The sequence below is a fragment of the Empedobacter sp. UBA3239 genome (assembly GCF_002362875.1).
GTDB lineage: Bacteria > Bacteroidota > Bacteroidia > Flavobacteriales > Weeksellaceae > Empedobacter > Empedobacter falsenii_B.
Map to the genome: position 1 here is coordinate 1 of NZ_DEVJ01000033.1, position 15,078 is coordinate 15,078.

The 15,078-nt window shown below is 31.4% G+C and carries 17 protein-coding genes; 5 read left to right on the forward strand and 12 right to left on the reverse strand.

The features are described from left to right. Positions 1–53 precede the first annotated feature (53 nt). Positions 54–413, forward strand: coding sequence for a DUF4260 domain-containing protein (locus tag B4G36_RS04335; RefSeq protein ID WP_291062302.1), 360 nt, complete (start codon positions 54–56; stop codon positions 411–413). On the opposite strand, the gene B4G36_RS04340 is transcribed toward B4G36_RS04335, so the two are convergent. Further along, on the reverse strand, positions 408–1,400 hold the full coding sequence (locus B4G36_RS04340; protein ID WP_286495882.1) for a 2-hydroxyacid dehydrogenase: 993 nt from the start codon (positions 1,398–1,400) through the stop codon (positions 408–410). The genes B4G36_RS04335 and B4G36_RS04340 overlap by 6 nt on opposite strands. Before the next feature lie 173 nt (positions 1,401–1,573). Between B4G36_RS04340 and B4G36_RS04345 the strand changes: the two genes are divergently transcribed. From B4G36_RS04345 to B4G36_RS04355, 3 genes are all read left to right on the forward strand, one after another. Then, complete coding sequence (locus B4G36_RS04345; protein ID WP_291062280.1) at positions 1,574–3,112, forward strand: serine hydrolase; 1,539 nt, start codon at positions 1,574–1,576, stop codon at positions 3,110–3,112. 63 nt (positions 3,113–3,175) lie between these two features. Continuing rightward, positions 3,176–4,060 carry a DMT family transporter gene (locus tag B4G36_RS04350; protein WP_291062282.1) on the forward strand — a complete coding sequence of 295 codons (885 nt, stop codon included), beginning with the start codon at positions 3,176–3,178 and terminating at the stop codon, positions 4,058–4,060. A gap of 29 nt (positions 4,061–4,089) precedes the next feature. Continuing rightward, positions 4,090–4,722 (forward strand): CatA-like O-acetyltransferase, encoded by a 633-nt coding sequence (locus tag B4G36_RS04355; RefSeq protein WP_291062284.1) that lies wholly within the window; start codon positions 4,090–4,092, stop codon positions 4,720–4,722. A 40-nt stretch (positions 4,723–4,762) separates the two neighbouring features. On the opposite strand, the gene B4G36_RS04360 is transcribed toward B4G36_RS04355, so the two are convergent. From B4G36_RS04360 to B4G36_RS04385, 6 genes are all read right to left on the reverse strand, one after another. Further along, complete coding sequence (locus tag B4G36_RS04360) at positions 4,763–5,353, reverse strand: hypothetical protein (RefSeq protein WP_291062286.1); 591 nt, start codon at positions 5,351–5,353, stop codon at positions 4,763–4,765. A 23-nt stretch (positions 5,354–5,376) separates the two neighbouring features. Beyond that, on the reverse strand, positions 5,377–6,024 hold the full coding sequence (locus B4G36_RS04365; RefSeq protein ID WP_291047175.1) for a hypothetical protein: 648 nt from the start codon (positions 6,022–6,024) through the stop codon (positions 5,377–5,379). Positions 6,025–6,118: 94 nt separating this feature from the next. Next, positions 6,119–6,619, reverse strand: coding sequence for a regulatory protein RecX (locus B4G36_RS04370; RefSeq protein ID WP_291047174.1), 501 nt, complete (start codon positions 6,617–6,619; stop codon positions 6,119–6,121). Between the two features lie 191 nt (positions 6,620–6,810). Beyond that, on the reverse strand, positions 6,811–7,458 hold the full coding sequence (gene rpe / locus B4G36_RS04375) for a ribulose-phosphate 3-epimerase (RefSeq protein ID WP_291062288.1): 648 nt from the start codon (positions 7,456–7,458) through the stop codon (positions 6,811–6,813). Positions 7,459–7,544: 86 nt separating this feature from the next. Beyond that, on the reverse strand, positions 7,545–8,132 hold the full coding sequence (locus B4G36_RS04380) for a hypothetical protein (protein WP_291062290.1): 588 nt from the start codon (positions 8,130–8,132) through the stop codon (positions 7,545–7,547). A gap of 60 nt (positions 8,133–8,192) precedes the next feature. After that, complete coding sequence (locus tag B4G36_RS04385) at positions 8,193–8,579, reverse strand: hypothetical protein (protein WP_291062292.1); 387 nt, start codon at positions 8,577–8,579, stop codon at positions 8,193–8,195. Positions 8,580–8,680: 101 nt separating this feature from the next. Between B4G36_RS04385 and mgtE the strand changes: the two genes are divergently transcribed. Then, a complete protein-coding gene (gene mgtE / locus B4G36_RS04390) occupies positions 8,681–10,000 on the forward strand; it encodes a magnesium transporter (protein WP_291062294.1) in 1,320 nt (439 codons plus the stop codon). A 38-nt stretch (positions 10,001–10,038) separates the two neighbouring features. Here the strand turns inward: mgtE and B4G36_RS04395 are convergent, their stop codons facing one another. From B4G36_RS04395 to B4G36_RS04415, 5 genes are all read right to left on the reverse strand, one after another. Next, positions 10,039–10,905, reverse strand: a complete 867-nt coding sequence (locus B4G36_RS04395; RefSeq protein ID WP_019975176.1) for a sigma-70 family RNA polymerase sigma factor — start codon at positions 10,903–10,905, stop codon at positions 10,039–10,041. Positions 10,906–11,029: 124 nt separating this feature from the next. Further along, entirely contained in the window at positions 11,030–11,971 is a 942-nt protein-coding gene (hutG, locus tag B4G36_RS04400; RefSeq protein WP_291062296.1) for a formimidoylglutamase, read from the reverse strand. 2 nt (positions 11,972–11,973) lie between these two features. Then, positions 11,974–12,579 (reverse strand): trimeric intracellular cation channel family protein, encoded by a 606-nt coding sequence (locus B4G36_RS04405; RefSeq protein WP_280045189.1) that lies wholly within the window; start codon positions 12,577–12,579, stop codon positions 11,974–11,976. A 38-nt stretch (positions 12,580–12,617) separates the two neighbouring features. Next, complete coding sequence (locus tag B4G36_RS04410; RefSeq protein WP_280045188.1) at positions 12,618–13,226, reverse strand: trimeric intracellular cation channel family protein; 609 nt, start codon at positions 13,224–13,226, stop codon at positions 12,618–12,620. A 128-nt stretch (positions 13,227–13,354) separates the two neighbouring features. Then, complete coding sequence (locus B4G36_RS04415) at positions 13,355–14,737, reverse strand: NAD(P)-binding domain-containing protein (protein ID WP_291062301.1); 1,383 nt, start codon at positions 14,735–14,737, stop codon at positions 13,355–13,357. Positions 14,738–15,078: the final 341 nt, after the last annotated feature.

The following is a 15,078-nucleotide window of genomic DNA, read 5'->3' on the forward strand; positions in this document are numbered from 1 at the left end:
TTTTGAGACAGCTTCTTTTTTTGTAACAATTGGTAAAATATTTATACTAATAAATTAAGCATCAACATTATGAAAATTTATTAAAATTAGAGCAATTAGCAATTTTAATTGTAACGCTAATCATCTATTATAAACTTGATTATTCCTTGTTTTTGTTTGCAATTCTTTTTCTTGCTCCCGATATTTTTATGTTGGGTTATCTTTTTGGAAATAAGATTGGCGCAATATCTTATAATTTTATTCATAATTATTTTACGACAATTTCATTGATTCTCATTGGTTATTTTTTACACATTGAATGGTGTTTAATGATTGGATTAATTTTTTCCGCTCATATTGCGTTAGATCGTTTTTTAGGATTTGGTCTCAAAAAATATGATGGTTTCAAATCCACTCATTTAGATAATTTATAACATCACAACCTCATCTGTTGAACCTTTTTCTAAAATTTCTGAAATACTTCGCATCGTAATTTCTGAAATTTGTTCCAACGCTTCTTGTGTAAAAAAAGCTTGATGCGCAGTTACCAAAACATTTGGAAAACTCATCAATCGCTGAATCATGTCATCCTGAATAATTTCTGCTGATAAATCTTTGAAGAATAATTTTTCTTCTTGTTCATAAACATCAATTCCCAAATAACCAATTTTATGATTTTTTAAAGCTTCAATCGCTTCATGTGTATTGATTAATCCACCTCTACTCGTATTAATAATCGTTACGCCATCTTTCATCATCGCAATCGTTTCTTGATTAATCATGTAATGATTTTCTGGCGTCAGCGGACAATGCAACGAAATAATATCTGAAGTTTTAAACAACTTATCCAGCTCAACATATTCCACGCCATTATTCATCAATTCTTGATCTGGATACAAATCATAAGCAATAATCTTACATCCAAAACCTTTCGCAATATTGATAAAAGCCTTTCCTATTTTTCCTGTTCCAACAATTCCAATCGTCTTCTGAAAAAGATTAAAACCAAGTAAACCGTTCAATGCAAAATTTTGTTCACGAACACGATTATAAGCTTTATGTGTTTTTCGATTCAATGTTAACAACATCGCCATTGTATGTTCAGCAACAGCCTCGGGAGAATATGCAGGAACACGACAAATTTTAATTCCAAATTCTTTCGCAGCTTCCAAATCGACATTATTAAAACCAGCACATCTCAATGCAATAATTTTAACGCCTTTTTTTGCTAAAATTTCAATAACTTGTCGGTTCACTTTATCATTCACAAACACACAAACAGCATGCTCATCTTCAATCGCGTTTACGATATGCGGACCTAAATGTGTTTCATAAAAATTAAGTTCAAAACCGTAATTTTTATTTTCAGCCTCAAAAAAAGTTTTGTCATAAGGCTTAGACGAAAAGAAAGCTATTTTCATTGAATTATTTTTAACTAATTTATGTTTTTAATTAATTGTAATTTACTTTCTACTTGATTATTATAAAATTTTAAATCATTCAAAATTAATTCATCCTCTATTTTTGATATTTTATTAAAAGCTATAAGCTGATGAATAAAAATTTCTAACTTCGTGAAAATTCAAATTCACACATGAAAAATATACTTTTATCAACGATTACATTAGCTTCTTTTACAGCTTTTGGACAAAATATTTCGAATCAAGCTATTGATAAAGTCACAGAAAATGCAATGAAAGCATTTGATGTTCCTGGAATGTCTGTTGCGGTTATCAAAGACAGGACAATTGTGCATTCGAAAGGTTATGGCGTAAAATCTCTTAAAACGGGAGAAAAAGTTCAGTCGAATACAAATTTTGGCATTGCTTCTAACTCGAAAGCTTTTACAGCAGCTGCTTTGGCGATTTTGGTTGATGAAGGAAATATAAAGTGGGATGATAAAGTGATTACGCACATTCCTGAATTCAAGATGTACAACGATTATGTAACCAAAGAGTTTACAATTCGTGATTTATTAACGCATCGAAGTGGATTAGGTTTGGGTGCTGGAGATTTGATGGTTTGGCCTGATGGACATAATTTCACTCCAAAAGATATTATTTCTAATATTCAGTTTTTAAAACCAGTTTCAGATTTCCGTGTAAAATATGATTACGATAATTTATTATACATTATTGCAGGAGTTGTGATTGAAAGAGTTTCGGGGCAATCTTGGACAGATTTTGTAACAAAAAGATTGTTGGAACCAATTGGAATGACGAATACTGCAGCGAATTGGCATTTGCTAAAAGACAAGAAAAATGCAATTAATCCGCACGTTCCAATTGACGGAAAATTACAAGTGATTGATCGTTATACGAACACCATTTTTGATGCAGCTGCAGGAATTTATTCGAATGTAGATGATCTTGCAAAATGGTTGCAATTCAATTTAGATAAAGGAAAAGTGAATGGAAAACAAATTATTTCGGAAAAACAAATGAACGAAATGATTACACCACAAACTTTACAACCAAATCGTACTACTCCACCTTATAATTCATTATTCAAAGCGTATGGTTTGGGATGGCAATTGCAGGATATGAACGGAAAATTGGAAGTTTCGCATACTGGTGGATTGGAAGGAATTGTAACACAAACGATGTTTTATCCTCAAGAAAAATTAGGAATTGTGATTTTGACTAACCAACAATCGGGTGCAGCTTTCCGAGCAATTTCGAATACAATCAAAGATTTTTACTTAAAAAATCCATCTACAGATTGGGTAAAAACGTATGATGATATGATGAAGAAAAATGTGGAAGAAGCCGATGTTATAACTGATGAAGTTTGGAAAACAGTTGAAGCAAATCAAAAAAATAAAGCCATCAAATTTGATTCAAAAAGCGTAATCGGAACGTATAAAGACAATTGGTTTGGTGATGTTGTAATTTATGAAAAGAAAGGAAAAATCATTTTCGAATCGAAACGTTCGCCTCAATTAACTGGTGAAATGTCATTTTACAAAGACAATACGTTTGCGGTAAAATGGTACAATCGTTATTTCCATGCAGACGCTTTTGTTTATGCAGAAATGAAAGATGGAAAAATGACAGGTTTCAAAATGAAAGCCATTTCTCCGTTAACAGATTTCAGTTACGATTTCCAAGATTTAGATTTTACGAGAAAATAAATTTTAATAAATACTAATCAAATGCGAAGTTCGAAATTCGAACTTCGTTTTTTTCTATTAAAAATGAAATTCAAAGGTTACGCATATGGACTAATTTCTTCCATATCTTATGGATTAATTCCATTATTTATCCTACCTATAAAACAGGCAAATTTTTCGATGGATACTACATTATTCTATCGATTCTTTTTTTCTGCATTGATTGTCGGAACATATTTATTCATCAAAAAACAATCATTCAAAATAGATGTGAAACAGATTCCATTTTTAATCATTTTAGGATTATTGTACGGAATCTCAGCGGATGCCTTATTTTTAGGTTATGATTATTTAACTCCTGGAATTGCCTCCACATTATTATTCGTTTATCCGTTGATTGTTGCCATCATAATGGCTGTTTTCTTCAAAGAAAGAATTACAATTTCAACTATTGTAGCCATTGTTTTTGTACTGGCTGGTGTAATTTTACTAAGTTTCAAAGAAGGAAAATTTGAACTAAATCCAATCGGATTAGGAATTGTTTTTATCAGTGCTTTGGGTTACGGATTATATATTGTGACAGTCAACAAATCGAAAGTACGAGATATAAAAGGCTTTATATTAAGCTTTTATTCGTTTCTATTTACAACGATTTATTACGCAACAAAAATGATTATTCACAAAGAATCCTTCATTTTACCATCATTAGAATTAACCTTCAACTTTTTTATATTTGCGTTTGTTACGACAGTTGTTTCGAGCATCGCTTTGATTTATGCAATTAAAAACATTGGTTCTACAGCCACTTCTATTCTTGGCGCATCAGAACCTGTGGTTGCCGTTGCTGTAAGTGTTATGATCTTTGGTGAAGATTTTTCGTTGAGTTTGGCTTTAGGAATTTTTATGATTATTCTAGGCGTGACTCTGAATGTAATTGGTGATGCATATCAACAAAAAAGATTGAAGTAATTGTAAATCCTATTTTTAACTTTGCATCAATGAAACAGAAATTTAATCCTGAAGGTTGGAATCGTATAGAGCATTTTAATATGTTCTCGAAAATGGATAATCCGTATGTCGGAGTTGTGGCGGAGGTTGAATGTTCTAAAGCGTACAAATTTGCCAAAGCAAATAAATTGTCTTTTTTCGCAGTCTATTTACATTGCTCGATGTTGGCAGAAAATAAGATTAATGAGTTTAAATATCGCATCGAAGATGATGAAATTTTTGTGTACGATCATTTAGATTGCGGAACAACAATTGGTAGAAAAGACGGAACTTTTGGTTTTGCGTTGATGAATTTTACCGAAGATTTTAATGCATTTAACGCACAACTTCAAGAGCAAATACAAAGTGTAGAAAATTCGGTTGGTTTGCACATCAAAAATGAAGAAATTACCATTGGCTTGGTTCGTCATTCTACGTTTCCATGGTCGAGATTTACGGGATTAGTGCAACCAAGTAACTTTGGAACAGGAGAATCTATTCCGCGAATTATTTTTGGAAAAGCGTATACGCAAAACGATAAAATGTATATGCCTGTTTCGATTGAGGCGAATCATGGTTTTGTAGATGGTTTTCATTTGGCAAATTATCTGCAAGAATTTGAAAAAGAATTAGGTAAATATTAGAAATAGTAAAAACGAATTTCGAGTTTCGAAATTCGTTTTTTTATTTTACATCATTAGGATGAATAAACGGTTCTTGTTCTGGAATTTCCTCATATTGAATAGGAAAATATTTTTTATCTTCTTCTAAAACAAAATCATCCGTATAATTATAAAAATGCTCCAACTTTCTTAATTGATACTTTCCTTCTTCATCTTTATGAAATCGAAAAGCGTAACCTTTTATTTCACAGCAGAATATTATTTTTTCTTTATCTAAAGGGATATAATTTAAATTTGAGATATCGATATATTCATCTAATACTTCATTTTTATCTAAAAGAATAGTATAATCTGTATTTTGAATAGTAATTGGTAATGTATAATAATTCCCTATTGAACAGTCTTGTCCAGTCGAAGAAATATATAAATAAAATTTTTCTTTTGCGAAAAAGAGAGAGATTGTTCTAATTGGTATATGATTACTTTTTGTAATATCAATAGCTTGTTCAATAACTTCATTTACATTCTCATCTTTAAAAACTGAATCTGCTTTTATTTCATTCTTCTTTTCCCAACCTTTAGCAGATTGACTGCTCGGTTGCTCACATTGAACAAAAAGAATGAATAAGAGTAAAAAATATAAATTCTTCATATAAGTGTTTTGATTAAAGATAATCAATTCACTGCAACTTTTTTATTTAGTTTTTTTGACCAAGAAAAAATATAAATCGTTCCGATAATTGAAGGCACAATCCAAAAATAAATATTATCTCCAAATCCAGCGCCTGCAACCAAAAACGCTGTTACTGAAGCGATATAAGCACCAACCATTTTTCCAACATGATTCATTGTCCATTTTTTATAATTCTCTGTATTCTTGTAAAAAACAAAATCTCGATAACACATAAACCCTCCTAAAAACCCAAAAATTAAATACAATAATCCAATTGCATTGCTTGTGAAAAGTGGAAGTAATCCAAAAACAATCATCACAATAGATGTGATAAACATTGCTCCAGAAATGATTTTATCCAAATTATTAGAATAGTTTTTGCGCTTATAATTTAGAATTCTATTTCCGATCAAAATCATATAAATCGTGAAAATACCAATCATTAAAAGAAAAGAATTGTGGTGATTTGGAAAAGCACAAATAATCAACGAAAGAACAGAACTGACTAACATACCAATCGAAAATATTTTTCCCACTTTTTTGTGTGTCGAATTTCCTTTTTTTATAATCATAACAGCTGTTCCAGCAACCAAGCCAATTCCTCCAAAAAATGCGTGAATGTAAATAATGATGTTGACTAAATTTTCCATAATGTGTTTATTTATTATGGAATAAAATTAAGTGAAGTCGTTTTTAATTTTAAAAATAGTTGACCGAATTGTCGAATTTTAAGGATGAATTGTATTACTCTTTTGTTTTCACTGTTTCTATAGCATCATTCATCAAATCGAACTCGTAACCTTTGTACGCTAAATATGCTTTTACTTTGTTTATTTTCTTGAAAGATTCTCGCTCAGAAGCTAATAAATTGAACTTTTTTTGTGTTAAATGCAATAAATTATTCCAATATTTATCCAAATCAATTTCTTCTTTAAATGCTTTTTCAATTAATTTTTGATCAATTTGACGCATTTTTAATTCTTGACGAAGACGATTTCTTCCCCACATTTTTTGATTGACTTTTCCTCGAACAAAATTATGAACAAATCGTTCTTCATTCAGGAATCCGTAATGAATTAGCTTAAAAATAATCTCATCTTTCGCTTCTGGAATCAAATCAAAATCACGAAGTTTTTTCTCTACTTCCCAATGACAACGATCTTGATAAAGACAATATTTTGCCATTTTATCTTTGATTTCATCAATCGTATAAATCTTTTTTGGGTTGTCTTTAGAGAAATTCATGCAACAAAGTTAAGATTTTAATAAGAAAATTGTTTGATTAACTTGATGAGGATCCTGAAAAAAGTTCAGGATTAATCAACAAAAAAACTGAATCATTTCTGATTCAGTTTTTATATTATTTATTTTAAATAGTTGAAGGAAAAAATATGAACTTCTCAATTCTAATTTCTCACATCTCAATACTATTTTTATTAAGCTTTTTGTAATTCCGCGATATATGCTGTTGGATCCTCAGCATTGAAAACTGCCGAACCAGCAACTAAAGCATCTGCACCAGCTTCTACCAATTTTGATGCATTTTGTACTCCAACTCCTCCATCAATTTCGATGATAACATTTGCATTTGCTTCTGTAATCATTTTTTTCAATTTTGATACTTTGTTGTATGTATTCTCGATGAATTTTTGACCTCCAAAACCTGGATTAACACTCATGATTAGAACTAAATCTAAATCGTTAATCACATCTTCTAAAACAGATACTGGTGTATGCGGATTAAGCGCCACTCCTGCTTTCATTCCTTCAGCTTTTATAGCCTGAATTGTACGATGTAAATGTGTACACGCTTCGTAATGAACAGTCAAAATATCTGCACCAACTTGTTTGAAAGTTGAAATGTAACGATCTGGATCAACAATCATTAAATGTACATCTAAAACTTTTTCTGTTAACGAATTAATTTTCTCAATAATTGGCATTCCGTAAGAGATATTTGGAACAAAAACGCCGTCCATTACATCTAAATGAAACCATTCGGCTTGAGAATTATTAACCATTTCGATGTCTTTTGCTAAATTCCCGAAATCGGCTGCTAAAATTGATGGTGCTACTATTGGCATAATCTTATTTGTTGTTTGTTTGTATTTTGTGGTGCAAAGGTAATGAAATAAAAAAATCGTTGAAAACTCAACGATTTATATTTTTTTTAGAAATTGTAACCAACTCGAAAACCTAAATCTAAGGCAACTCCTGTATTTGTACTCTTTACTTCTGATGTTGTATAATTATCAAAATCATAGTTTGTATATGTTTCTTGATAAAGAGAAAGTCCTAATCCCGTATAAAACTCATAAAAAAAGTTTTGAGCAAAAGAACGTTTAAATCCATAATTGAACGTAATAGAACCTTGTGGATTAACACCTAAATTATCACTATTAGAAGTTGTTAACCAATCTGGCGTATAAGTTCCTTTTACAGCAATATAATTCCCAGAATTATTCTTGGTATTTTTTCCTTTGCCAATTCTTCGGTCAAAATTATAGTAATAACGTCCTTCTAAAGCAATATTTGTTGTTAAAATATACTCAAAATCACTTCCATAAAAATCGCTATAACTGTATTTAAAACCTCCCAAATAGTCTAAAGATCCAACAGCTGTGAAATTTTCGGATAAAGCTTTTTCATATTGAATTCCGATTCCAATAAAACTAACGTTTGCATTAAACAAATCTGTTGCTTTTTCTTGAGCAAAAAGAGAAGATGATAATAAGAAAGTAAATATTAGTTTTTTCATTTTCAGTGTTAATTAATTCAATACGAATATAACTGAAAAAATGATTCAGAAAAATTATTTTTAATCCAAGAAAACTCTATTGTCAATAAAGTTATAAGGTTCTTCGTCTTTCAATTCTTCGTTGATAATAAAATGAATCGAATCTTTTGACATAAAAATATAAGTATAAATATCTGCCATCTCATCAGAATCTCTAAACTCGTAATATTCATCACCAATCGTGCACCAAACACCTTCGTCTTCAGAAAAAGTTACACGATCATCACTATAAATCGTTTTAAAGTTAACCGTCATTGTGCCGTCAGCTTTTCTATTGACCATCCAACTATTTGTTTCTCCTTTAAAAAATTTCCCATGATCAGTTCCAGACCAAATTCCAACGAATCTGTCATCTACATCCATAGATTTTATATACTCTTTCATTTGGTTTTGATCAGCTTTGTTCATAATGATTTTCTATATTAAAATTAGCTTAAAAGTAGCCAATCTATACTTCTTCTCATCTCAAAAAGACTTAATTTGCAGCTTGGGATAAAAACAACAAATTTATGGAAAATAATATGCTTAATCAACATCCAGCAGATATTGCCGAACAATTGACTGCACTGAACGTAAAGGAAAGAAATATCGCTTTTTATTCGCTTTCGAATGATGATAAAGTTGAAGTATTCTCCTATTTTGAACCCGATATTCAGTACGAAATTGTAAAAAGTTTGACGGACGAAGATTTAGCTGAAGTTTTGAACAATCTTGATCCTGATGACCGAACAGAACTATTTGAAAATTTCCCAGATCAATTAATCAAACATTCCATTAATCTTTTAAATCCTGAAGAACGCGCTACAGCACTAAATTTGATTGGATACAAAGAAGATTCGATTGCGCGTTTGATGACGCCAAATTATATTCAGGTAAAAGAACATTATACGGTAAAACAAGTTTTGGCGCACATCAAAAAATATGGAAAAAAAGCGGAAACGTTGACGTATATTTTTATTGTTGATGGAAAAAATAGATTGATTGATGATTTAAAAATTGGCGAAATTCTTTTGGCTGATGAAGATACGAAAGTAGAAGATTTGATCGATCATAATTTTGTTTCAATCAAGACGACGACTCCTTTAGAAGATGCGTTAGAAGTTTTTGATAAATACGATCGTTCTGCGATCCCAATTGTGACAGAGAATGATGTTTTGGTCGGAATTGTAACCTTCGACGACATCTTGGATCGAATGAAAATGCGTGATACAGAAGATATTCAGAAATTCGGAGGGATGGAAGAATTGGATGTTTCGTATACTAAAACACCTATTGCGGAATTAATTAAAAAGCGCGCAGGTTGGCTGGTTATCTTATTTATTGGCGAAATGTTTACTGCTTCTGCTATGAGTTATTATGACCAAGAAATCGAAAAAGCGGTTGTACTCGCTTTATTTGTTCCATTGATTATTTCGAGTGGCGGAAATTCTGGTTCTCAAGCGGCTTCGCTGATTATTCGTGCGATGGCTTTGGGCGAATTGAAACTAAAAGATTGGTGGTATGTAATGAAGAAAGAGTTTGCTTCAGGATTAATCTTAGGTGCAATTCTTGGATTTGTTGGTTTTATCAGAATCTTAATTTGGCAAAAAACTGGAATTTATAGTTATGGAGAATATTGGTTGTATGTAGCTTTAACAGTCGCTTTATCCTTAATCGTTATTGTTTTATGGGGAACACTTTCTGGATCTTTAGTTCCATTTATTTTGAGAAAAATTGGATTTGATCCCGCAACAGCATCCTCGCCTTTTGTCGCAACTTTGGTTGACGTTTCAGGATTGATTATCTACTTTACAATTGCTGCATTCTTACTAAGCGGAAAATTATTATAAAAAAAATCCAACCAATTGGCTGGATTTTTTTATTTTTATTATCGTCCGATATATGTTTTCAAAATCTTAGATCTCGAAGTATGTTTTAAACGGCGAATTGCTTTTTCTTTAATTTGACGAACACGTTCTCTTGTTAAATCAAACGTTTCTCCAATTTCTTCTAACGTCATTGGATGTTGACCGTTTAATCCGAAGTATAAACGAATTAAATCAGCTTCACGAGGCGTTAATGTTTGCAATGCACGTTCAATCTCTACACGTAATGACTCAATCATCAATTGTACATCTGGAGATGGAGATTCACCAATGTTTAATACATCGTATAAGTTAGAATCTTCTCCTTCTACTAATGGTGCATCCATTGAGACGTGACGACCAGAGTTTTTCATCGACTCTTTTACATCACCTTCAGACATATCCAAAACTTCAGAAATTTCTTCTGCAGATGGAGCACGTTCATGTTCTTGCTCTAATAAAGCATAGGCTTTATTAATTTTATTGATCGATCCAATTTTATTTAATGGTAAACGTACAATACGAGATTGCTCTGCTAATGCTTGTAAGATAGATTGACGAATCCACCAAACTGCATAAGAGATAAATTTGAAACCACGCGTTTCGTCAAAACGTTGTGCAGCTTTTATCAAACCTAAGTTTCCTTCATTAATTAAATCTGGTAAACTTAAACCTTGATTTTGATATTGTTTCGCAACAGATACCACGAAACGTAAGTTTGCTTTTGTTAATTTTTCTAAGGCAACACGATCTCCTGCTTTGATACGTTGTGCTAACTCTACTTCCTCCTCCGCTGTAATCAAATCTACTTTACCAATCTCTTGTAAGTATTTATCCAACGACGCAGTTTCACGATTTGTTACCTGCTTTGTAATTTTAAGCTGTCTCATTTAACTAAAACCCTCCTATTATTAATGATTATTATCGATTTCTTTTGGCATTTTATCAACACCACTATATATGTATACGCAGATAACTGAAAAAGGTTACAAAATATTGTAAAATATTTCAGAATTAATGTCTTAAAACTTCGTAAATCATTTGTGCAGAGAGTTTCGCTGTCGAGTTATCAACATCAAAAAGCGAATTATATTCAACTAAATCAAATATTTTCACTTTATTTGAGTTCATTAAAACCTTCAAAATATATTTAACCTGAAAAGGAGTCAAACCATTAATTGTCGTTGCACTTACACCTGGCGCATAAGCTGCATCAAAAACATCCATATCCAACGAAACATAAAGCGCATCAAATTGTTGAAGAATCGTTTTCAAATCATCTATCACTTTATTCAAATTAAGATGAACTTCGTCTGCCATGATAAAATTAACACCTAAATTTTCTGCACGTTGAAATAAAGCTTTCGTATTTCCTAATTCTTGAATACCGATTGGAATATAATTGAAAGCCATTTCATTTTCTTCGCAATACTTAGCCATTTCGTAAAAAGGCGTTCCAGAAGTTGATTGTGGATTTGGCGTTCTCAAATCAAAATGTGCATCAAGATTGATAATTCCAATATTTTTGTATGATTTCGCTAAAGCCAAAAAATCTCCTAAAGCTGTTTCATGTCCACCTCCAATTACAATCGGAAAATGATTTTGTTGAATGATTTTATCAACTTGATTGATTTGTTCATCTCTCGCAGATTCTAGATTCTTATCATCACAGTGAAAATTTCCAGCATCGAAAATAAAATCAGTTTCAGAAAAATGTAAAGGCAAATTCGCTAAACTTTTACGAATCAAATCTGGCGAATTTTTCGCTCCAATTCGCCCTTTATTTCGTTCAACACCTTCTTCCGAACAAAATCCTAAAAGTACTTTTGGTTGAATGGATGATAATTCAAATTTATCGTAATCAGAAATTACTTGATGAATTCTTAGTCCTAATTCTCCATCTTCAGAATCAATTCTTCCTGTCCAAATTTCTTGATTAAATGGTGTTTTTTGCATGATTAATAAAATTTAGGTAACGACAATTTATATTTTACAGTTACAATACGAATCGCAGCGATAATAGCTCCCGAAACAATGAAATTGATATTACGATCTAATCCAAAATTATCAAAAATTAAATACATCACACCTCCTGCGATACATGCCATTGCATAAATTTCTTTCACAAAAACTGTAGGCGTTTTATTCATCAAAACATCGCGCAACATACCACCCATTACAGCGGTCATCATTCCCATCATCACAGAAATAAAATTGTTTGCACCCAAAGAATGTGCTTTCTCTAAACCTACTATTGTAAATAAAGCAATTCCTAATGTGTCGAAAAGCATTAATGTTACTCTTAACCGTGAAAAATATTTGAAAAATAATCCTGCCAATAAAATTCCAGCAAAAACTGCGTAAATGACATTCATATCATTTATCCAAACTAACGGATAACTGTTAAGGAATAAATCGCGTAAAGTTCCGCCACCAACAGCCGTTATAAAAGCAAAGCAAGCAATTCCGAACCAATCGTGTTTTTGTCTTTCATCTCCAGCTAAAGCACCAGAAATTGCGAACACAACTGTTCCGAATAATTCAAAAAAGTATTGAATTTCCATCTATAAAAAATTAGTTCGCTAAGATACGAATCTATAAATTAATGACTTTTAAACTTTGGTAATGATAAATTGTATTTAATTGCAACCAAACGAATTGCGACAATTACAGCTCCCGAAACAAAGAAATTAATATTACGATCAAGTCCCAATTTCCATAAAATCATGTAAATAACTGCACCACAAAGACATGCGAACGCATAAATTTCTTTCTTGAAAATAATAGGAACTTCATTCAACATCATATCTCGAATAATGGATCCAAAAACCGCAGTAAACATTCCCATTACAGGTGCAATTACGGGATGAATTCCAAGATTTAGAGCTTTTTCTAAACCAACAATCGTAAACAAAGCAATCCCTAACGTATCAAAAAGCATAAATGTTTTACGAAGTTTAAGTAAAGGCGTATAGAAAATTGCGGCTAAAACAACACCAATCCCTACCGCATAAATAAGATTCACATCCTTTATCCACATAATCTCAACAGAAAGTAATATATCACGTATTGTACCGCCTCCAATTGAAGTTAGGAAAGCAATAAAGGTTACACCAAACCAATCATTTCCCGATTTTTCATCTGCTGCTAAAGCGCCCGAAATTCCAAAAAAAAGTGTACCAAATAATTCGAAAAAATATTGAATCTCCATTTCTATTGTATTAAATCATATTGTGTTGTGCTCTGTCAAAAATAAACACTTTTCTTTTTTTAACGATGTTTAAATATACAATCGAAAATAAAAAAAGACTAACACATTTGTTAGTCTTTTTGTTAATATTAATAATAATTTGTTTTTTCTAATTGCTTTTCATCAATCGGATCTTCATCCAAATAGCGTTCTAAACTATCATCTAACTCTTTCATCCAAGGTGTGTGATGTTTTTCTGCTTTCGTTTCGTCCATAACAGAGGTATAGGTTTTATCTCGATAAGTTAAAATATTTTCTTCTTTATCTTTTAACCAAGATTTGAACATATTAGCTACTTTATCCAAATCGAACATAGGATAATCAGTCATATGAATCAAATCCTTCAAATAATCCGTTTGAAAATCAACATGGTCGTCAGCAGAAATTGATTGTTTTTCATAATCAATCCATTTCTGAATATTGTTTTGAATATCCTGTTTTGAAGGTAAATTAATTCGTCCCAAAATATAATCGCGTGCAAACCATGCTTGTGCATCAAACATATTAAATGTGTAATATTGATCCTGCATTCCCAAAAATAACAATTGAGCATTTACATCTGATATTACACCTTTATACATTCCTTCTGGATACAAACAATTCTTAGTTTTTAGACGTAAATTATCTGGCAAAAACGGAAATTTGTGTTGATAACCTGTACACATAATCACTGCATCAAACTCTTTTGATGTTCCGTCTTTGAAAAATGCTTTCTTATCCTCAAAATGAGTGACCAAAGGCAATTCTTCTATTCCTTTTGGCCATTTACAATCGATTGGATTTGTACGATAAGAAATTGTGACCGATTTAGTTCCGTGTTTATAACATTGTACCGCAATATCTTCTGCCGAATAACTACTACCGATCAATAAAATTTCTTTACCTCTAAATGGATCAGCTCCACGAAAATCATGCGCATGCATTACATTTCCTGTATAATTCTCGATCCCTTTAAAATAAGGCATATTTGGTGTAGAAAAATGTCCAGTTCCGACAATTAAATAATCGAAATATTCTTCGAAAGTTTGATTTTTCTTTAAATCATCAAAAACAACGCGAAATTGTTTTTTATCCTCTACATAATCTACCCACCTTGCAACGGTATTAAACTGAATGTACTTTCGCGCATTACTTTGTTTAATTCTTCCTTCTATATAATCGAATAATACTTCTCTAGGTGGATAAGAAGATATTGTTTGACCAAAGTGTTCAGAAAATGTATAATCTGCAAATTCTAAACATTCTTTTGGTCCATTCGACCATAAATATTTATACATACTGCCATGCAATGGCTCTCCGTATTTACCTACTCCTGTACGCCAAGTGTAGTTCCACATTCCCCCCCAGTTGTCTTGCTTCTCAAAACATTTAATTTCTGGAATTTTGTTACCTTTTTTCTCTTCTGACTCAAATGCTCTTAACATTGCCAAACCACTTGGTCCAGCCCCGATAATGCCTACTTTTAAACTCATGAATTGTTTTTAATTAAACTTATATGAACTACTCAACTATCTCTCAATAGTAATTGATTTTTATGCCTGAAACGACCTGATATAGAAAAAAACATCTATAAAAATTGTGTAAAACAGAATAGAATGTGTAATCTAATGATTACAACATATAAAGAGATAGAAAACCTCTTGCTGAATAAATAAAATTTTATTCAAAATTAAATTATTCTTCAATGTACTAAAATTATAGCAGATGGACAAATATTAATGAAACATAATGATAAGCGTAATTATTATGGCGTTCCCTTCGGTCGGGCTATCCGTTGCAATCTTTTGTAGAATAAAATTGGAAGTGATTACAG